This is a genomic window from Arthrobacter gyeryongensis (genome assembly GCF_039543785.1).
Taxonomy (GTDB): Bacteria; Actinomycetota; Actinomycetes; order Actinomycetales; family Micrococcaceae; genus Arthrobacter; species Arthrobacter gyeryongensis.
The window spans coordinates 179,113-198,249 of the sequence record NZ_BAABKK010000001.1; the positions used below are offsets into that span (position 1 = coordinate 179,113).

Genomic DNA, 19,137 nt, shown 5'->3' on the forward strand with positions numbered 1-19,137 from the left:
GGCCCAAACCGTTCCGGGCCGATAAGGCAGGAATCCGCGGCCACTCAACATATGATGTTGAAGGGCAGCGGCAGAGCCCGGGTTCCGGCAACGCCGGAACACAAGCACCGCGACACGGCAACCGGCGTTAGGTTTTGGGTTTTCAAGTGCAAGTAGTCAGCATCAGCAGCCTTAAAGGCGGCGTGGGCAAGACATCCGTAACCACTGGGTTGGCCTCGGCCGCACTGGCCGCAGGGATCCCGACCCTTGTTGTGGACCTGGATCCCCACGCCGACGCCACCACGGCCCTCGGCGTCCAGGCCGGTGACCAGCTCGACATTGGCCGCATGCTGAAGAACCCCCGCAAGGCGAGGCTCTTGGACAACGTCGTCAGCAGCGGCTGGGTTGACCACCCCCGCGGCAACGGTGGAGGGACGGCCCTTGATGTCGCCGTCGGATCCGCCTACACCGGAATCTACGACCGGCCGGATCTTGGGCGCCGCGATCTCCGCCGCCTGACCACGGTCCTTGCTGCGGCCGACAAGTACGAGCTCGTACTCGTCGACTGCCCGCCGTCCCTCAACGGCCTCACCCGCATGGCCTGGAGCGCGAGCGACCGCGTGGTCCTTGTCGCCGAACCAGGGCTCTTCTCGGTAGCCGGCACGGAACGCACCATGCGTGCCATCCAGCTGTTCCGCCAGGAGTTCGCTCCGCAGCTGGCTCCTGCAGGGATCGTTGCAAACCGGGTCCGGCCTGCCTCATCCGAGCACACGTTCCGGCTCGCAGAGATGGAATCGATGTTCGGCGAGCTTTTGCTGGCACCGCATATTCCGGAGCAGGCGAACTGGCAGCAAATCCAGGGGGCCGCCCACGCCGTCCACCACTGGCCTGGCGACTCCGCCAAGAACACCGCCAAGCTGTTTGACTCGCTCCTGGAGAACATGCTGTCCTCAAACAACGGCACGCGGGAACGCCGCAAGCGCTGACGGGAACCTGCGAGGCAGAAGCTGCCTTTTCGAGAAATGCGTTCTTCGAGAGAAGCGACGAAGCCGCCTTCCTGTTGGAAGGCGGCTTCATTGGTCTTCAGTGGCCGCTCGTGGCGATCCCGACGGCGGTTCAGCCCGTGCGGCGCGCGGAACGGCGCTTGCTGAGTTCGTCGTCCGGAAAGGACTGTTCTACAACGTGCTCGCTCGGCAGCGCAGCAAGGCTCCCCTCGACTTCGCGCCACACGCGCCCTACCGCGATGCCGAATACGCCCTGGCCACCCTGCACCAGGTCAATGACTTCGTCCGCGGAAGTACATTCATAGACACTCGCGCCATCGCTCATGAGCGTGATTTGCGCCAGGTCTTCCACTCCGCGTTCACGCAAATGTTCAACGGCCGTGCGGATCTGCTGGAGGGATACACCTGTGTCCAGGAGGCGCTTGACGACTTTAAGAACCAGGATGTCCCGGAAGCCATAGAGCCGCTGCGATCCGGAACCGGCGGCGCCACGCACAGCGGGTTCAACGAGTCCTGTACGGGCCCAGTAGTCCAGCTGGCGGTAGGTGATCCCTGCCGCCTTGCACGCGGTGGGACCACGGTAGCCGGCATCTTCATCCAGGACCGGAAGGTCCTCTGTGAAGAGCAGACCCTGGGCACCGCTTGCGGGTACAGCAACGCCTGTCGACGCCTGCTTTAGCTCGCCTGCTTCGCCTTTGGGACTCACGTGACCCTCCTTGTCAGAAGTTCCCTTGGGGATGGTGCATACGGCGGCTAACACGAAACGGGAAAATGCACTCGTGTAATTTCAACGCGGCCGCACCTTTCAGTGTGACTTGCGCGGGTCCTGTACGCAACGGGAACTTGATATCTTCGACGTTAGGCGTGCGGGAGCCTCAGGTCAAAGACGTCCGGGGCATTTTCAGATCGTGTCGAAACTTTCACCCTCAACTTTAACCTTAGGCTGCCTTCAGCCTTCGAAATCCTCGGGCTCCACGTCGTCCAGGAACTCCCGGAAACGGCGCAATTCGCGTTCTTCGTCAACTTCGGGACCCGGCTCGGTGTCTTCGCCCTCGTCGTGTTCGGTGATCCGGACGCCGGCTTCATCCATCACGGCGTCCGCACACCAGATGCGGCATTTCGCCCGCAACGCAAGCGCCAACGCGTCGGAAGCGCGGGAACTCACCACAGTGCCGTCGTCGAACTGGAGCTGGCCATAGAAGATATTGTCTTCGACCGCCACGATGTTCACGCTGATGATGGTGTGGCCGAGGGCTTCAACGACGTCGATCATCAAATCGTGGGTCATGGGCCGGGGCGGCACCACGCCTTGCTGGGCCAGGGCGATGGCACTGGCTTCGGGCGTGCCGATCCAGATGGGGACATGGCGTTCCCCGTGCATCTCGCGCAGGAGGACCAAAGGCTGGTTTGAAGGCAGTTCAATCCGCACTCCAACGATCTCGACCTCAATCATCATGCGTCCATACGGGAGATACGGTCCTGCACCAAGGCTCGATGCAGGCTGAGGCAGAGTTCGCTGATTTCCCGGGCGGCTTCCGCTGCCCGGGATTGCGATGCCGCATCCTTGCGGGACGTCAGAGGAGCGACGACGCGCTCAACCAAGCCGAATTCACGCTCGGCCGCGGCCTGGAAGGGACGGAGGTGCCGCGGCTCAAGTCCATGGCTTTCAAGTTGGACACACGCACGCGCCACTTGAAGGGCGTGTTCGTCGAATTTGCCGTTGACGTGGCTGATGAGCCCGTAACTGAGGAGGGAATGCAGTAGCGGGACGCTGGCCCCGGATTCCGTCCGCAGCTGCTCCTCGCTCAAGGCGCGTGCATGGCCCTGCAGCTCAGCCGCAAGTTCGTCCGAGACAATCCGGGGAGAAACCGACACGCCCGGCGGGAGGTTTTCGGGACGCTCGCCACGGTCGATCGCGTCCAGGTAATCCTTGATGACCTTCAGCGGCAGGTACTGGTCACGCTGGAGGGCCAGCACGAAACGCAGTCGCTCGACGTCGCTTTCGGCGTACTGCCGGTACCCGGCGGGCGTGCGCTTCGGATTGATCAGTCCCTTTTCCTCAAGAAAACGGATCTTGGACGCCGTCATGGTGGGAAAGTCGTCGCTGAGTTGGGCGAGGACCTCCCCGATGTTGAGGACCTGCGGTCCTCGCCGTTCCGGCTGGGGCAGTGCCACAGGCGTACCCGGAATCAGTCTTGGCCTGCTGCGCGGGCAGGGCTCAGGTAGTAGGTGAGGCGGAACTTCCCGATCTGGACCTCGCTGCCGTTCTTGAGCAGGACGTTGTCCACCCGGTCCTGGTTGACGTAAGTGCCGTTGAGGCTTCCGGTGTCCACTACTTCGAAGCCTTCGGGGGTGCGTACGAATTCCACGTGCTTGCGCGAAACCGTCACGTCATCCAGGAAGATGTCCGCATCCGGGTGGCGGCCGGCGGTGGTGGTGTCGGAGTCCAGAAGGAACCGTGCACCCGCATTCGGTCCGGTGTGCGCAATCAGCAAAGCCGATCCAGGAGGCAATGCCTGGACCGCAGCGCGCTCCTCGGCGGCCAGCGGCGGCCGGGAGTCCGGCTCGTGGTGGCGCACGGGCGTGAGCTGGATTGAGGTGGTCTCCGAGGTTGGCTGTTCTACAGCACCGTGCTCGTCCCGGGCGTGGTTCCGCTTGCCGCCAACCATGGAAATCCTCCTCATCCGCCGGCAGTTGACAAAACTGCCGGTTACGCAACTGCCCGGTTCCCCGGGCCAAACAGGTCGCTGGCCCGCCGCCGTCGCTCCCGGCGTTCCGGGGAGAACCGACTTGGCGGGCCAGATACCATTTAGCCTACCTGTTGTTCGTACTCTGATGCACTGAGAAGGGTCTCGATGGCGTCAGCTTCCGAAAGCTTTACTTCGAACAGCCAGCCGTCACCGTAGGGATCCGAGTTGATCAGGGCAGAGTCGGTGTCGAGAGCCTCGTTGCGGGAAACAATTTCGCCGCTGACCGGGGCGTATATGTCGCTCACGCTCTTCGTGGATTCGACTTCACCCACGACGTCGTTGCCCTTCACGGTGGTGCCGGGCTCGGGCAGCTGTGCATAGACGACATCGCCGAGTGCATCCTGGGCGAAGTCCGTGATGCCGACGCGCACGACGCCGTCTGCATTCGGGGCACTGACCCATTCATGTTCGGCGGTGTAGGAAAGATCGGCAGGAATGTTGCTCATGAGTCGCCTTTCATCGGGACATTTCGGACCACGACGGCGGCCCGGTCATCCGGCCACCGCTGAAAGTATAAGCACATCCATGCCCCCTCCCCACAGGTGTCTGGGATGATTAGGAGCAGACTCGAGCCGCATAGTCCTGCAACGCCGTCGGAGGAACGCGATCATGCCGGAACTGCCCGAAATCACCGCCTTGAGCGACTTTCTGGACGAGCAGCTGTCCGGGGCGCGCCTCACGCAGTTGCATCTGCCATCGGCGTTCGCCCTGAAACTGGCGGATGTTCCCAATGAATCGCTGATCGGGCGGACCGTCGAATCCATCGGCCGACGGGGGAAATTCCTCGTTTTCGAGATGGTTGCCGTATCCCAGAGCGCCGATGCGGAGCCCATCTACTTGGTGGTCAGTTTTGCGAAGTCCGGCTGGCTATGGTTCGCCGACAACCAACCGGACACTGAAGCGACCGCGACAGCCGGCTACTTCGCCGCGCAATTGGGCTTTTCGAACAATGGCCACGATTACGACGTCACCCTTGCCGACACGGGCACCTGGAAGGGCTTGGCCCTCTTCATCGTTCGTCAGCCCGAGGAAGTCCATGGCATTGCCGAGCTCGGCCCGGATCCCCTCGACCCGGCCTTTGGATTGGAGCAGTTCAGCAGGCTTCTCACGAAGAGGCAGCAGGTCAAGGGGGTCCTGAAGAACCAGAAACTCATCGCGGGTATCGGGAATGCCTATAGTGACGAGATACTCCACGCAGCCAAGCTGTCTCCCGTCGCCGTTGCTTCTTCGTTGGGACCGGACGCGGTTGAGCGTCTCTTCACCACGATGCAGGACATTCTCAGCGGTGCCATGAAGGATCTCTCGGGCAAGGAACCGGATGCGCTGAAGGCGGCCAAGAAGGCCTCGATGCGCGTGCACGGCAGGACCGGCGGGCCGTGCCCGGTCTGCGGGGACACCGTGCGGGAGGTTGCCTTCGTGGGGACTTCGCTGCAGTACTGCCCCACGTGCCAGACCAACGGCGAGATCCTGGCCAAACGCGGTTCGAGCGACGACTGATTCTTAGAGACCCGCGTTTCGCCTAGGCGACCGTCGCCCCCTCAGGTTCGCGGACGACGTCGGGGGCTGCTTGCTGCGCGGAAGCTGACTGCGCCGCTCCCCCGCGCCGGGCAGCCGCTGCAGCGGCGATCATGACGAGCAGGGCCGCTACGGTGATGGCGGCCCCGGCCCAGATCGGCGAGGTGTAGCCCAGGCCCATGGTGATGGTGACCCCGCCCAGCCAGGCGCCGAGGGCGTTGCCGAGGTTGAAGGCGCCGATATTCGCGCCGGAGGCGAGGGTGGGCGCGGTGGTGGCAAAGTGCATGACGCGCATCTGCAGGCCGGGGACGGTAGCGAAGCCGAAGCCGCCCATGAGTGCCAGTGAGAACAGGGTGGCCACCGGGCTCCCGGCGGTGAGTGCGAAGAACACGAGCACCAGCACGAGGCCCGCGAGGATGACCACGAGGGTCTTGTCGATGGATTTGTCGGCCGCTTTGCCGCCGGCGATATTTCCAACGAACAACCCGGCTCCAAACAGGACCAGGAGCCAAGGAACGGCATGGGGATCGAATCCGGAGACCTGGGTCAGCGTGAAGGCGATGTAGGTGAAGGCACCGAACATGCCGCCAAAGCCGAGAATTGTGACGATAATCGACAGCCACACTTGGCTGGACTTGAACGCTCCAAGCTCGCTGCGGAGGCTGCTGGCGGCGCCTTCCTTGGTGCGCGGGACCATGAGGGCGATGCCGATGAGCGCGACGACACCGATGATGGTGATGGCCCAGAAGGTGGAGCGCCAGCCGAGGTTCTGCCCGAGGAAGGTACCGAAGGGAACGCCCAGAACGTTGGCGGCGGTGAGGCCCGTGAACATGATGGCAATGGCTCCGGCCTTTTTGTGGGCCGGGACAAGGCCTGCCGCCACCACTGAGCCGATACCGAAGAAGGCTCCGTGGCAGAGTGCGGCGACAATGCGCCCGATCAGCATTGCCGGGTAGCTGTCCGCGATGGCGGACAGGAAGTTACCCGCTATGAACAGGACGAGGAGCCCGATCAGGACAGGCTTGCGGGGCAAACGAGTGACTGCGGCTGTAACGAGGAGGGCACCGACAACGACGCTCAGCGCATAGCCGGTGATGAACCAGCCGGCGGCCGCTTCGCTGACTCCGAAGTCGGTGGCAATCTCGGGCAAGAGGCCCATGATGACGAACTCGGTCAGGCCAATGCCGAATCCGCCGACGGCAAGGGCGATCAACCCTGCAGGCATGTTGTTGCTCCTTTGTGGGGATGGATTCCCGTGAGACTGGAAGTGCGCCGCCGAGAACCGTAGAATATTAGTTGCAGACGCTGCATACATAGTTGCACACGCCATGTAATTGCGCAAGCAACTACTTTGCGTGCGTCTGGATTCTTCATCAATCGGCAGGAGTTTCGGGAGACATGGGCATCAAGGACGACGCCGTTGAGGTGCGCGCGCAGGGGTGGCGGACTCTCGCCGCGCTGCACGGCAACATCGAGGCAGCGCTTGAGAAGGCGTTGCAGTCCGCTGCGGATCTTTCGGTGGTCGAGTACACGGTGCTTGACGCGTTGAGCCGGCAGGACGGCTGGCACATGCGGATGCAGCAGCTCGCCAGAGCAACAGCACTGTCCAGCAGCGCCACGACCCGCTTAGTGAACCGGCTCGAAGACCGGGGGCTGCTGACCAGGATCTTGTGCGCCGACGACCGGCGCGGCATCTACACGGAGCTTACCGAGGCCGGCCAGAAGCTGTTGCTGGCGGCTCGTCCGGTCCACGACGAAACCCTCGCGGAATCGCTGGCGGCCGCCGAATCGGTGCCGGAGCTAGAGCCATTGGTGAAGGCGTTGGGGGCGCTGCAGGGGGCGTGAGGTTTGTTTCGCGTGCGGTGAGTCGCGAAACGACGAACCCCGCCGCTCCTCCAGTGGAACGGCGGGGTTTTGTTGTCTTTGGGACTGGGGGTTGCCTTTGGGGGCGCGTCAGACCTTCTTGACCACGCTGGACTTGAGCTGCATGGGGCCGAAGCCGTCCACTTTGCAGTCGATGTCGTGGTCCCCCACGCCGTTCACGAGGCGGATGTTGCGGACCTTGGTTCCGACCTTGATGGCCGTGGCGCTCCCCTTGACCTTGAGGTCCTTGATTACAGTGACCGTGTCCCCGTCCGCGAGCACATTGCCCACGGCGTCCTTAATCTCCGTGGACTCTGATGCCGCTTCATCAGACGCGACCGGCGACCATTCGTGGGCGCACTCGGGGCAAACCAGCAAGGCGCCCATCTCGTAGGTGTATTCGCTGGCGCATTCGGGGCAAGGGGGCAGGGTTTCACTCACCGTCCAATGATAGTCGGGGGTGGTCCAACACGTAGACGGAGACATGGGCACACTTAGACGCCTGACAAGAACCCCGAGATCTCGCGGAATTGAACACGTAGATCGGTACTGTCGACCACTTAATTCTTAGGTTTGACCACTGAGACGCCACATGTCGGCCATAGATTGCTGCTGTCCAAGAATCCGAAAGGTGGTGCATGAGCCGTGCAATTGCCGCTATGGGGCCTCGCCCTGGGATGGTTGCTCGTGGGCATATATCTTCGCTCGCCGAGGCTCTTCGCCCTGATGACAGTCTGCGCCCTACCTGGGCTGGCGGCGCGTGCAATGTCGACAATTCTCGCCGAACCCTTGCATTTGACGGCAAGCCAACAGACCGGGCTGAGCGTCTTCTCTTCTATCTGGATCTACCTGACGCTGATCCTTTTCGTAGGTATCCGGCGCATGACAGGGCGCGGCTAAGGCGCCTCACATTCTGAACTCGCAAAGCGATTTCGTGGGTTGGCCCTATTCACCGCAGTGAATAGGGCCAACTCTTGAATGTGCACGTGTCAAGGACCGAGCTGACGCTTCTCTATGGAACGCTCCCGAACCAGTGGATTCCCAGGTACTCTGCGTTAATCGGCTTCAGAACCTTACTGTCCCGTTCTCGTCCTTCATCCATGGGTTCAACAAGCTCTCCAAGCACGATGCCCATGGCGGTTTGAATTGGCTGGCGCCGGTCGAAGTCCAGCTCTTCGAGGAGGCGCAGGTCATAAACCCGACCAGCCAGCGCACTTCGCCAATCTTCGTAGACGACGGCGATTCGGGTGGCATCAATAGATGCAGCGTGGCTGTATCTGACACGGTCCATAATGCTTTCGTCCACAAGCTTGAAGCCGTCCTCAAAGGCTAGCGCCTAAGCGTCCGCACTGGTCATGCGTGCCTGCGAATCCGCGACGCCCGAGGGTCACTTGCTTGATGCAGTCGCATCGAGACTTTTGAAAGTCTTCTGCTGCTCATCAAAGTTTCTTATTGATCTTGGCCCCAACTTTGATCGGCGAGTCACACCACATCAAAGCTCTTGACCTTCAAACAAGGTCGGGACAGCGAGGTCACACTGTCGGATTCTGCTGGATAACCCTCTTCGCCGAAGTTGCCGGCACCGAGAGCTGGGCTGAGGCCGCTCCGGCTCAATCCGCGTGCACTCGCTTCCTGGCAGCGGATACCCGATGGATCACAGACAGAACCACGGCAAGGATGAGTCCCAGTGTTCCACTTTGGAAGAGAAACAATGCTAGGGGCGAATGTGGAACTGCACCATCCGCAAAAGCACGGACGTGCGACACAGCAAAGCCCATGGCCGTGTCTGGAAAGATGAGGAGCATCGACGGAACAACGTAGGCGAACAACACGAAACGAGCCGCCTTCCTGGCATCGAACGATCTAGCAATCCTCCGCACAAGCGTCCAACAAACCACGCCGGTCGTTCCGCTCCAAACTACGAACCAAATGACGTTGCCAAGGTTAGACCCGCCCTGAAACGCGACGTAAGAGTCGAAGAGGCCCTGCCCGGTGTACTGCGCTGATTCGAAAAACACGGCATAGACTCCCAGCGACCACGGAATCACAGCAGCCAAAACTAGCGCCGTTGCCGCCGGTCGTAAGCCCCGCATGTATTCAGCCCTCCGATTTACCAGTTGCAGGTGGCGCTGAGTGGCCAGACTGAACCAATCCGGCTCCGCCAATTCGGGTTGGAAGGCCGTTCATACTCGAGATCAAACGTCCCCCATTCAGCCAGGCCTCCAAGGACATGACACTCCCACTGCTGCCGCATCGAATCAGTGAAGATCCACGAGGAGTGCTTTTGCCTGAGAAGATTCCATCCGGACGTCAGGAACTGTCCGGCGTTGAAGATCACGTCGTGGCGTCCCCATGCTGATAGTGCAATCGAGAGCTGATTCATCCTGTAGTCCCCGTTCCAGCGCCACTCAGACCAGGTGAAGAGCTGCCACCAAGCGTAGTAGACCTTGGGATCTGCAACGACGGGGTATGCGACACCTTCAGCCTTGTGCTCAATGACCTGTGTAACCGTGCGGCCTGTGATCACATAGTGGGTCTTGACCGGAGACCCGTTGGCATCCACTGCCCATGCGGGAAGAATCGCACCCTCCGACGAGCCGTCCCGGCCTTTGAACAAGATCGCCCCGCCGTGAGCAGGCTCCAAAACCACGCCCGCCTCGACATCGATCTGATACTCGTACTCGACTGGGGCTTCGCTGTTGTTGATGACGGTAAGGGCACGAACCGCACCGTCATTCAAAGTCTGAACCCCTACATCAACCAAACCGTTCGGGTCTGTGAAAATCGTTGTCCCGTCTGCCGATACCCTCGCGTCTTTCGCATCTTCCGCCGTCGGCAATCCAAGCGAGATCGGGAGTCCATCCTCCCCACCGTTTAGGACCGCGCTGGCATCCGATCCATCCTTTGTAATCTCCACTGTGCCGCTGCGGACGCTAGATGTAACCACGCCGCCTACCGCAGATTCCGGAGTGATCACGGCAGCATCGTTTTGCCCCGCGGCATTGACTGCTTCTTGAATTTTAGACGCCGCAGATTCCGCCGTGCGGCCTTCTTGGTCGTTTTCTTGCATCGTCTGTGCATAAGATGCTGGTGCGAGAGACACAGTGCGACAGTCGCAGCCGCCGCTTTGGTCGTTGTCGATTTTGAGTTCGACTTCAAAAGAGTGCGCAAATTCATTCTCAAGGTTCTCCTTGCTCCGGGTGCTGCACCTGACTATTTTGCGAACCGAGTGCAAACTGTGGTGAAACACAGACCTCAAAAAGGACCATCTAGAAAACGTCCTTGGCGTCAAGCTACCCGTGGATTTGCCCACCGGGCTGTCTCATGCTGCAAATTGAGTGCTCAAACACCTCAAAATGAGTACCTTTACAGGAAAAATAGGTACAGGAGAGGGCCAGAACCGTGAGGAGCAGCCGGCGCTTGAACGCGCTGTCTCGATGGGAATGGCCGAACTCCTGCATCTGTCGGGGTCCGTGCCCAGGGCCGTGGAAATGAGTGCGCCTTCCTCGGACAGCACCGGATTCTGCTGGATCACTCCGCTCCTCGAAAGTGCTCGCCGCATGATTCCGGGGTTGCGGGCCTTGCCAGAACCGGTGATCCAGCAGAATCGCACGCACCTCGATGCATGCGCCGTCCTGACCTTCTTTGGTTTGGGAAACCGCTTACGACACGGCGAGTCACGTCGTTTCAAAGCCCTGGCCCTTCAAACAAGGTCAGGACGGCGAGGTCAGGTCCCGAGATTGAGCAGAATCCGACATCCGAGGGCAGTCGATCCCACGGAGTGTCAGAATCCGCCGCATTGGCGAGGCAACATGAACGCTTAAACGCAAAAGCCGTGGGAACCCTAGAGTTCCCACGGCTTTTTGGTCGGGCTGACAGGATTTGAACCTGCGACCCCTTGACCCCCAGTCAAGTGCGCTACCAAGCTGCGCTACAGCCCGTCAGTCCTGCCGTTCTCCGCCTAGATTTTCACCTAAGCAGTCCGGCCGAACCACCTCAAAAAGCTTACACGATGTTCGAGGTTCTCAATGACACCTTGGCGGGTGTCATCTGTGATGCGCGTCTCAATTAGCGCTTCTTGCCGCGCTTTTCGCGGACGCGCATGTTGACCTCGATCGGCGTGCCGTCGAAGCCAAAGGTTTCGCGCAGCCGGCGGGTGATGAACCGGCGGTATCCGGGGTCCAGGAAGCCGGTGGTGAAGAGCACGAACTTCGGCGGACGGCTGGATGCCTGGGTGCCGAAGAGGATGCGGGGCTGCTTGCCGCCGCGGACGGGGTGCGGGTGGGCAGCCACGAGCTCGCCCAGGAACGCGTTGAGGCGTCCGGTGGGGATGCGCTTGTCCCAGCTCTCCAAGGCGAGGTCCAGCGCGGGCACCAGACGGTCCTTGTGCCAGCCGGTCTTGGCGGAGATGTTGACCCGCGGGGCCCATTCAACGTGTGCCAGATCCTGCTCAATTTCACGCTCAAGGTAGCGGCGACGTTCGTCGTCGAGCAGGTCCCACTTGTTGAACGCGAGGACCAGCGCGCGGCCCGACTCGATGGCGAGCTGCAGGATGCGGACGTCCTGCTCGCTGAGCACCTCGTCAACGGCCAGGAGCACGACGGCGACCTCCGCCTTTTCGAGCGCGGCCTGCGTACGCAGGGAAGCATAGAAGTCCGCGCCCTGGGCCATGTGCTGACGGCGGCGGATGCCTGCCGTGTCCACGAAGCGCCAGGTGCGGCCGCCCAGTTCGATGAATTCGTCCACGGGGTCGCGGGTGGTCCCGGCGAGGGGATCAACGACTACGCGCTCGGAGCCGGCAAGCTTGTTCAACAAGGAGGACTTGCCGACGTTCGGGCGGCCGATGAGGGCGATGCGGCGGGGACCGCCGGAGCGCTCGACGCCTTCCACCGTGGAGAACTCGGGCAGGGTGTCCATGACGTGGTCCAGGAGGTCGGCAACGCCGCGGCCATGGAGGGCGGACACCGGGTACGGCTCGCCGAAGCCAAGGCCCCAAAGCGTTGCCGAGTCGGCTTCCTGCGCAAAGTCGTCAACCTTGTTGGCCACCATGATGACCGGTTTCTTGGACTTGCGCAGCATCTTCATGACACCTTCGTCCGTGGCAGTGGCGCCAACGGCTGAGTCCACCACGAAGAGCACGGCGTCAGCCAGTTCCACGGCCATCTCGGCCTGCTCGGCGACGCGGGCGTGAATACCCCTCGCATCGTGCTCCCAGCCACCGGTGTCCACGAGCGTGAAGTTGCGGCCGTTCCAGTGTGCCGAGTACATGACACGGTCACGGGTAACGCCAGGGGTGTCCTCGACGACGGCCTCGCGGCGGCCCAGGATGCGGTTCACCAGCGTGGACTTGCCGACGTTGGGGCGGCCAATGATGGCCAGGACCGGGTCCAGCTTGAGGGGACCGTCTTCGCCTTCGTCGTCGTAGAGTCCGCTCAGCAGGGCGGCGTCGTCCTCGTCGAGGTCATAGTCTTCAAGGCCTGCCCGGAGGGAGGCCGCACGGAGTTCGGCTTCGTCGTCGTCCAGGGCGGCGAGGTTTTCAGCCACCTGGTCGGTGCCGGTGGGCGTGTATTCGTCGTCGCCGGCTCCGATGTTGCCGGATTTGTGAGTCGTATCGCTCATTGCACTTTCCTTAGTGGTGATCTGCCGGCGTCCCGGCTACTTCTTCTTGGCGGTGCTGCATTGGCTGTGGGCCGGTTCATTTAGTCCCCCGGAAGGGACTGGCCGGTGGTCTTGACGGCATCCTGGACGTGTCCAGCCAGCGCAGCGCGGATCTCCGCAGCCGCCCTGTCCATTGAAACACGCCCCGACTCGCCATTTCTGCGGGTCACATTCAAAGGGGCTCCGAAACTGACGTGCAGGCGTCGGCGCAGCCTCGGAATGGAATCGCGATGTTCGTCTCCGATCCGCGTTCCGAGGATGGCCACGGGAATCACTGTGGCCCCGGACATCAACGCGAGCCATGCGACGCCATTGCTGATGTTGCCGGCGGTGCCGCTCCCCCGCGTTCCTTCGGGGAGAATCCCCACGCAACGGCCGGCGTCGAGCACTTGCTTTCCGAGCTGGAGCGCCGCTCGATCGCCCGAACGGTCGATGGAAATCTGCCCCGAGGCACGAAGAACTCTTCCCAGAAAACCCTTGAACATCTCTTTCTTGACCAGGATGTGCATGGGCCGTGGAGCCGCGCCGAACATCACCGGCCCATCCAGGAAGCTGATGTGGTTGCCCGCGAAAATGACCGGGCCGGACTTGGGAACATTGGAGCGCCCCGCGATCGCGGTCCGGTATAAGGCATGATCCAACAGCCAGCCAACAGGCCGGCTCCACATCATGGTCCAGCGTGCCGGGAGCCGGGCGTCAGTCACCGTAGATGACCTTGCCCACAATGCTCAGCGCCGTTTCGACCGTTTCTTCGAAGTCCAGGTCCGAGGAATCCAGGGTCACGACGCCGTCGGCCGCTTGAGTGAAGTTCACCACAGTGGAATCCTTGGCGTCGCGGTGGATCACTTGGGCGGCGAGCTGCTCCTGGCTCTGCGTTCCGCCCAGCTGGAGGCCGCGGCGCCGCAGCCGGGCTTCCTCACTGGCGGTCAGCAACATGCGGACCTCCGCGTTGGGCGCGACGACGGTGGTGATGTCCCGTCCCTCCACCACCATGCGGCGGTGGTGCTGTTCGATCAGCTGGCGCTGGCGACGAATCAATTCGTTGCGGGCACCCAGGGTTGTTGCAACGGCGCTGACGGACGAGGAGATCCTCGGCTCGCGGATTTCCTCCGTGATGTCCACGCCGGCAACACTGACGTATTCGACGTTGGCGGTCGTGCTGAGTTCCAGCGGTAGATCCTTTGAGGCCTGCTCTACGGCGGCACCGTCGGCGAGGTCGATGCCGGTCTTGAGGCAATACCAGGTCAAAGCACGATACATCGCACCTGTGTCCAGATAGGCGAGCTTCAAGCGCCGGGCAACTTCCTTGCTGACACTGGACTTGCCGGAGCCGGACGGGCCGTCGATGGCGACAACGAGCGGCTTGCCCGGACGTACGACGGTCTCCGGGCCGAAAAGTTCACGTTTCATTACTGGAGTACCCGCCATCCACGGTCGGTCAAGGCTTCAACAAGGAGGTCGTGCTTGTTGGGCATAACGGAAAGTTCCACCATGCCAACGTTCTGCCCGGACGAGTGATCCAAGCGGAGGTCTTCAACGTTGACGCCGATCTCACCGATCTCCGTCAACAGCCTGGCGATCTGCCCGGGCCGGTCGTCTACCAGAACTGTAAGCCATGAATATGCCTGCGGAGGTCCGCCATGCTTTCCTGGGATCCGGGCCTGCCCGGCGTTGCCCTCGCTGATGAGCTGGGCAAGATCCAGGCGGGCCCCCGGGGCCGTGGGATCCTCCAAGGTACCGATCAAACGGTTGAGGTCCTCGCGGACACCATGGAGGATAGCCACCACCTTGGCAGCGTTGTTGCCAAGGATCTGCACCCAAAGAGTGGGATCGCTGGCGGCAATCCTCGTGGTGTCCCGCAGCCCGTTGCCGGCCAGGGACAGCGCGTGAAGCGGTGTCCCTTGCAAGCGGCTGGCGAGAAGCGAAGACATCACCTGAGGCAAATGCGATACCAAAGCAACGGCTTCGTCATGTTCCTCCGCCGTGAACTGGGAGACTATTGCCCCCAGGTCCCCGGCGAGGGAACGCGCAGCCTGAAGCGCGTCGGCGCTTGTCTCGTCGGACGGACAAAGGACCCAGGGCATGGACGTGAAGAGCTCGCCGCGTGCAGCGACGGGCCCGGACTTCTCACGCCCCGCCATCGGGTGCGTCCCGACGTAACGGGACATGTCCACTCCACGGCCACGGAGCTCGGCCTGGATTGCCAGCTTGACGCTGGCAATGTCCACCACAACGGCCTGCGGGTATTCACCCAGGGCACGCTCGACGACGTCGGCCGTCACGTCCGGTGGCGCCGCGACAACAACCAGCTGGGGCGGGTCGCCAAGCTCGGATAGAGGCCTGCCCGCACCGATATCCACGGCTACGGCCTGGTTGGTTGGCGAGGGGTCCGAAAGGAACACGGAGACACCCCGGCCACGCAGGCCGAGACCGATGCTGGCTCCGAGCAGGCCGGTGCCGAAAACGACCACCGGGCCGTCAAGGTGGCCCCGGCCGTGCGAGTGGAATGCCGACATGCCTTACAGTCCTACGGAGGCCAGGAGGTGTCCGACTTCCTGCTTGCCGAGGTTGCGGATGCTCCCCTGGCGCTGGTCGCCCAGGCCAATGGGACCGATCTTGACGCGCACGAGACGGAGCACGGGGAAACCCACGGCTTCGAACAAACGGCGGACAATACGGTTCTTGCCGGAGTGCAGCACAACCTCGATCAGGACGTGGCCCGGAGTGGAGTCCACGAGCTTGAAGGAGTCGACGGACGCGATGCCGTCTTCGAGCTCGATGCCTTCCTTCAACTTCGCGCCGACGCCCTGCGGGAACGGACCACGGACCTGTACCAGGTACGTCTTGGGCACCTCATAGGAAGGGTGCGTCAAGCGGTTGGCGAGTTCGCCGTCGTTGGTCAGCAGCAGCAGGCCCTCGGTGGCGACGTCAAGACGGCCGACGTGGAAGAGACGCTCTCCCTTGTTCTTGGCGGACTTGAGGAAATCGCTGATGCAGGGACGGCCTTCGGGATCTTCCATGGTGGAAACGACACCCTTGGGCTTGTTGAACACCATGTAGAGCATGGTGTCATCGAGCTGGATGCGAATGCCGTCCACGTGGATCACGGCGGTGGCGGGGTCGACGCGCATGCCAAGCTCGGTGGTGAGCTGGCCGTTGACCTCGACGCGGCCTTCCTCGATCATTTCCTCGCACACGCGGCGGGAGGCCACGCCGGCCTGCGCCATGACCTTCTGCAGGCGTACGCCATCGGGGTCGTGCTGCTCGGACTGGACCACCTCGCCGCGGCGGCCGCGGGGCTTGCGGATCGGGCCAAGGTTCTGGCCGAAGCGCTCACTGCCGAAGGCGCGGGAAGCGTACTGTTTCTTGTTGCTGGCTTTGGGCTTCAACGCGCCTGGAGTGCCCGGAGCCTTGCCGAAGCCGGGCTTGTTTGAGCCTGGCTTGCGGGGGGCCTTGGCCGGCCTCGCCTCTTCACGGCGCTCGTAGCCTCCGGCCGAGGTGGGGTTGTCCGGATCGAAGGGGCGTTCTTCACGCGGACGCGTGGGCTTGAAGGGGCGTTCTCCGCCCGGGGAGAAGCTGCGCTTGCTGCCTCCAGAGGCGCCACCGGCACGGCTCGCGCCACCCCGGCCGGCACCAAAGCTGCTGCCTCCTGCGCGGCCGGCACTGCTGCGGCCTGCGTTGTTGCGGCCTGAGTCTTGCGACTCGTTGCGTCCGGAATTGTTTCGTCCCGAACTATTACGTGGTGAACCCTGGCGTCCCGCCTGTGTCATGACCCGTCCTTTTGTTATGGTGGCCGGCTTGTTCTTTCTCAACGTAAGCCAGCCGGACAGAGAATATCTGTCCTGTGTGTCTGCCCGCTACTAGCCGGGCGTTTGTAGATCCTTGCAATATTGAGTTGTCTAGCTTGCCTGCCGCCGGGTTTCCCGCGACTACATGCGTTCGGCGTCGAAGAACTCCTCGATGCCCTCCAGCCCCGGAAGGTGGGGGGACAATTTAGGCAGTTCCGCCACCGAGCCAATGCCCATGCGCTCGAGGAAGTACGAGGTGGTCCGGTAAAGGATCGCCCCCGATTCAGGATCGGTACCCGAGTCCTCGATCAGCCCGCGTTGGACAAGGGTCCGAACGACTGAATCGACATTGACGCCGCGGATGGCCGACACCCGCGCCCTGGAAACCGGCTGCCGGTACGCGATGACCGCCATGGTTTCAAGGGCTGCCTGCGTCAGCCGCGCGGTCTGGCCTTCAAGAACGAACCTGCCCACGACGTCAGCAAAATCCGCGCGTGAATAGATCCGCCACCCTCCGGCAACGTTCCGCAACTCAAAACCCCGGGGTGCAGCGCTGGCACTTGCATCAGTGTGCAAGTCATCAGCGTCCCTGCCCGGGGCTTTAACAGTATAGCCGCTATACTCCTGCCGCAGTCCCTCCAGCAAATCCTCGACGACGGCGACCGTCACGTTGAGCCCGGCAGCGAGCTCTTCCGCGGTGGCCGGTTGGTCAATCACCATTAGCACAGCTTCGAGGGCCGCGCGGGCGCCACCAGGTAGGGCTTCAAGCTCGGCGAGGCCGTCCCCGTCCGTTTCCTGCTCGCTCACAGCGGTTCCTCTCCCTTGTCGATCTGCTCGTACTCATCGCTCAAGCTGTCGCTGCTCCAGCCTTCGGGGCGCCCTGTCCAGCGGACGGTCAGTTCGGCGAGCGGACCCGGCTGCTCAAACGCCACCACCCGGTCGCGGAACAACTCGAGTAGCGCCAGGAACCGGGCCACCACAACAAGCGTGGACTCGGCGTCGGCAATAAGGGCCCTGAAGGATTGCGGCTGGCCGCGCTGCAAGCGGTACCCGATGATCTCTGCTTGTTCCTTGACGCTGACGGGTGATCCGTGAAGGTGGTCGAGCCCGACTTCCTCGGGCGTGTCGTCCTTCGGCGCCAGGGTCTTGGCCGCAAGCGCGGCGAATTGCTCCGGAGTGTGGCGCCAAATCAGTTCGGGGAGCATCGCCGCGAAATGCCCTTCCAACGCGACTTGCCGTGGAAAGCGCCGCGCTTCGGACTCCAGGGTGCCGGACATGATCGCGGCCACTTGCTTGAAAGCCTTGTACTGCAGCAGGCGGGCGAAGAGGAGATCCCGGGCCTCCAACAAGGCAATGTCCTCGGCATCTTCGACTTCGCCGGCCGGCAGGAGCCTTGCGGCCTTGAGGTCCAGGAGGGTTGCGGCGATGACCAGGAATTCGCTGGCTTCGTCCAGAGCCCAGTCCTCGCCCAGCTCCTGCAGGCGCCGGATGTACTTGATGAACTCATCCGTGACGGTGGCCAGCGCAACTTCGGTGATGTCCAGCTTGTGTTTGGAGATCAGGCCGAGCAGGAGATCGAAGGGACCGGTAAAGTTCGCCAGCCGGACCTCAAAGCCGGCCTTCCATCCCGAAGGCGGGGCTTCCGGGGTGAGCGGTTCTGCCACGCGGGCTAGGGTGCGCCGCCGCGCGAAATCAGTTCCTTGGCCAGGCGGCGGTAGGCGTCGGCACCGATGTGGTTTCCGGCGTAGCTGGTGATGGGCTCCGCGGCAACCGTGGCGTCGGCGAACTTGATGGAACGCTTGATGACGGTCTCGAAGACTTTGTCCCCGAACGCCTCCACGAGCCTCGAAATGACTTCGCGGCTGTGCAGGGTGCGGGCGTCGTACATCGTGGCGAGCACGCCATCCACCTGCAGGCGCGGGTTCAACCGGTCCTGCACCTTTTCGATCGTTTCGACGAGCAGTGCCACCGCGCGGAGGGCGAAGAATTCGCAGATCAGCGGGATGATGACGCCGTGCGCAGCCGTCAAGGCATTGACCGTCAGCAGCCCAAGGGACGGCTGGCAGTCGATGAGAACAACGTCGTAGTCGTCCTCGACGCTCTTGAGCGCGCGGTCCAGCACTTGCTCGCGGGCTACTTCGTTTACCAGCTGGACCTCCGCGGCGGAGAGGTCGATGTTCGCCGGCAGGAGGTCGATGCCTTCGACGCCGGTCTTTTGGATGGCGTCGCGGATGTCCACTTTGCGGTCCATCAAGACGTTGTAGACGGTGAGGTCGAGCTCGTGCGGGTTCGTTCCCAGCCCCGCGGAAAGAGCCCCTTGGGGATCGAAGTCAACAAGGAGGACGCGCCGGCCGTATTCTGCGAGCGCAGCGGCGAGGTTGATGGTTGACGTGGTCTTGCCCACGCCGCCCTTCTGGTTCACCATGGCGATGACGCGGGCCGGGCCATGGGAGGCCAGTGGCGCGGGCTCGGGGAAGTCGCGGTGCGGGCGGCCCGTAGGCCCCATGACGGCGTCTTCCAGATCGAAATCCGTGCCCTCCAGCGTAGTCGTTCCCCGTTCGCTGCTCACGTATCTATCCA

21 protein-coding genes and 1 tRNA gene are annotated in these 19,137 nt (G+C 62.5%); 4 read left to right on the forward strand and 18 right to left on the reverse strand.

Features of this window, described 5'->3' with window-relative positions; translation table 11 throughout:
* Positions 1 to 146: 146 nt before the first annotated feature.
* Positions 147 to 965 carry a ParA family protein gene (locus tag ABEA18_RS00815; protein WP_345446941.1) on the forward strand — a complete coding sequence of 273 codons (819 nt, stop codon included), beginning with the start codon at positions 147 to 149 and terminating at the stop codon, positions 963 to 965.
* A gap of 130 nt (positions 966 to 1,095) precedes the next feature.
* Here the strand turns inward: ABEA18_RS00815 and ABEA18_RS00820 are convergent, their stop codons facing one another.
* From ABEA18_RS00820 to gcvH, 5 genes are all read right to left on the reverse strand, one after another.
* Positions 1,096 to 1,689, reverse strand: coding sequence for a MerR family transcriptional regulator (locus tag ABEA18_RS00820; protein ID WP_236816845.1), 594 nt, complete (start codon positions 1,687 to 1,689; stop codon positions 1,096 to 1,098).
* 243 nt (positions 1,690 to 1,932) lie between these two features.
* Positions 1,933 to 2,436 carry a bifunctional nuclease family protein gene (locus ABEA18_RS00825; RefSeq protein ID WP_234753890.1) on the reverse strand — a complete coding sequence of 168 codons (504 nt, stop codon included), beginning with the start codon at positions 2,434 to 2,436 and terminating at the stop codon, positions 1,933 to 1,935.
* Positions 2,436 to 3,152, reverse strand: coding sequence for a transcriptional regulator FtsR (gene ftsR / locus ABEA18_RS00830; protein ID WP_345447054.1), 717 nt, complete (start codon positions 3,150 to 3,152; stop codon positions 2,436 to 2,438). The genes ABEA18_RS00825 and ftsR overlap by 1 nt, the downstream gene beginning before the upstream one ends.
* Positions 3,153 to 3,172: 20 nt before the next feature.
* Positions 3,173 to 3,652, reverse strand: coding sequence for an FHA domain-containing protein (locus ABEA18_RS00835; RefSeq protein ID WP_345446947.1), 480 nt, complete (start codon positions 3,650 to 3,652; stop codon positions 3,173 to 3,175).
* A gap of 140 nt (positions 3,653 to 3,792) precedes the next feature.
* A complete protein-coding gene (gene gcvH / locus ABEA18_RS00840) occupies positions 3,793 to 4,179 on the reverse strand; it encodes a glycine cleavage system protein GcvH (protein WP_078105597.1) in 387 nt (128 codons plus the stop codon).
* A gap of 163 nt (positions 4,180 to 4,342) precedes the next feature.
* Between gcvH and ABEA18_RS00845 the strand changes: the two genes are divergently transcribed.
* A complete protein-coding gene (locus tag ABEA18_RS00845; RefSeq protein WP_345446952.1) occupies positions 4,343 to 5,230 on the forward strand; it encodes a DNA-formamidopyrimidine glycosylase family protein in 888 nt (295 codons plus the stop codon).
* A 22-nt stretch (positions 5,231 to 5,252) separates the two neighbouring features.
* On the opposite strand, the gene ABEA18_RS00850 is transcribed toward ABEA18_RS00845, so the two are convergent.
* On the reverse strand, positions 5,253 to 6,473 hold the full coding sequence (locus tag ABEA18_RS00850; RefSeq protein WP_345446955.1) for an MFS transporter: 1,221 nt from the start codon (positions 6,471 to 6,473) through the stop codon (positions 5,253 to 5,255).
* Positions 6,474 to 6,646: 173 nt separating this feature from the next.
* Between ABEA18_RS00850 and ABEA18_RS00855 the strand changes: the two genes are divergently transcribed.
* Positions 6,647 to 7,093 (forward strand): MarR family winged helix-turn-helix transcriptional regulator, encoded by a 447-nt coding sequence (locus tag ABEA18_RS00855; RefSeq protein ID WP_306963677.1) that lies wholly within the window; start codon positions 6,647 to 6,649, stop codon positions 7,091 to 7,093.
* Positions 7,094 to 7,201: 108 nt separating this feature from the next.
* On the opposite strand, the gene ABEA18_RS00860 is transcribed toward ABEA18_RS00855, so the two are convergent.
* Positions 7,202 to 7,552: a zinc ribbon domain-containing protein YjdM gene (locus tag ABEA18_RS00860; RefSeq protein WP_059389164.1), complete on the reverse strand. Its 351-nt coding sequence runs from the start codon at positions 7,550 to 7,552 to the stop codon at positions 7,202 to 7,204.
* A 204-nt stretch (positions 7,553 to 7,756) separates the two neighbouring features.
* Between ABEA18_RS00860 and ABEA18_RS00865 the strand changes: the two genes are divergently transcribed.
* Entirely contained in the window at positions 7,757 to 8,011 is a 255-nt protein-coding gene (locus ABEA18_RS00865; protein WP_345446965.1) for a hypothetical protein, read from the forward strand.
* A 112-nt stretch (positions 8,012 to 8,123) separates the two neighbouring features.
* Here ABEA18_RS00865 and ABEA18_RS00870 read toward each other — a convergent pair whose 3' ends face one another.
* From ABEA18_RS00870 to ABEA18_RS00920, 11 genes are all read right to left on the reverse strand, one after another.
* A complete protein-coding gene (locus tag ABEA18_RS00870) occupies positions 8,124 to 8,417 on the reverse strand; it encodes a hypothetical protein (RefSeq protein ID WP_345446968.1) in 294 nt (97 codons plus the stop codon).
* An 804-nt stretch (positions 8,418 to 9,221) separates the two neighbouring features.
* Positions 9,222 to 10,181 carry a hypothetical protein gene (locus ABEA18_RS00875; RefSeq protein WP_345446971.1) on the reverse strand — a complete coding sequence of 320 codons (960 nt, stop codon included), beginning with the start codon at positions 10,179 to 10,181 and terminating at the stop codon, positions 9,222 to 9,224.
* A gap of 794 nt (positions 10,182 to 10,975) precedes the next feature.
* Positions 10,976 to 11,052, reverse strand: a tRNA-Pro gene (locus tag ABEA18_RS00880).
* Positions 11,053 to 11,179: 127 nt separating this feature from the next.
* Positions 11,180 to 12,730, reverse strand: a complete 1,551-nt coding sequence (der, locus tag ABEA18_RS00885; protein ID WP_078105603.1) for a ribosome biogenesis GTPase Der — start codon at positions 12,728 to 12,730, stop codon at positions 11,180 to 11,182.
* Between the two features lie 80 nt (positions 12,731 to 12,810).
* Positions 12,811 to 13,473, reverse strand: a complete 663-nt coding sequence (locus ABEA18_RS00890) for a lysophospholipid acyltransferase family protein (RefSeq protein WP_425550455.1) — start codon at positions 13,471 to 13,473, stop codon at positions 12,811 to 12,813.
* Positions 13,466 to 14,179 (reverse strand): (d)CMP kinase, encoded by a 714-nt coding sequence (gene cmk, locus ABEA18_RS00895; protein WP_345446975.1) that lies wholly within the window; start codon positions 14,177 to 14,179, stop codon positions 13,466 to 13,468. Before cmk ends, ABEA18_RS00890 begins: the two co-directional genes overlap by 8 nt.
* Complete coding sequence (locus ABEA18_RS00900; protein ID WP_345446977.1) at positions 14,179 to 15,285, reverse strand: prephenate dehydrogenase; 1,107 nt, start codon at positions 15,283 to 15,285, stop codon at positions 14,179 to 14,181. Before ABEA18_RS00900 ends, cmk begins: the two co-directional genes overlap by 1 nt.
* A gap of 3 nt (positions 15,286 to 15,288) precedes the next feature.
* Positions 15,289 to 16,539, reverse strand: coding sequence for a pseudouridine synthase (locus ABEA18_RS00905; RefSeq protein WP_345446979.1), 1,251 nt, complete (start codon positions 16,537 to 16,539; stop codon positions 15,289 to 15,291).
* 159 nt (positions 16,540 to 16,698) lie between these two features.
* Positions 16,699 to 17,364 carry an SMC-Scp complex subunit ScpB gene (gene scpB, locus ABEA18_RS00910; protein WP_345446982.1) on the reverse strand — a complete coding sequence of 222 codons (666 nt, stop codon included), beginning with the start codon at positions 17,362 to 17,364 and terminating at the stop codon, positions 16,699 to 16,701.
* Positions 17,361 to 18,221 carry a segregation and condensation protein A gene (locus tag ABEA18_RS00915; protein ID WP_345446985.1) on the reverse strand — a complete coding sequence of 287 codons (861 nt, stop codon included), beginning with the start codon at positions 18,219 to 18,221 and terminating at the stop codon, positions 17,361 to 17,363. The genes scpB and ABEA18_RS00915 overlap by 4 nt, the downstream gene beginning before the upstream one ends.
* A 5-nt stretch (positions 18,222 to 18,226) precedes the next feature.
* A complete protein-coding gene (locus ABEA18_RS00920; RefSeq protein ID WP_345446988.1) occupies positions 18,227 to 19,126 on the reverse strand; it encodes a ParA family protein in 900 nt (299 codons plus the stop codon).
* Positions 19,127 to 19,137 lie beyond the last annotated feature (11 nt).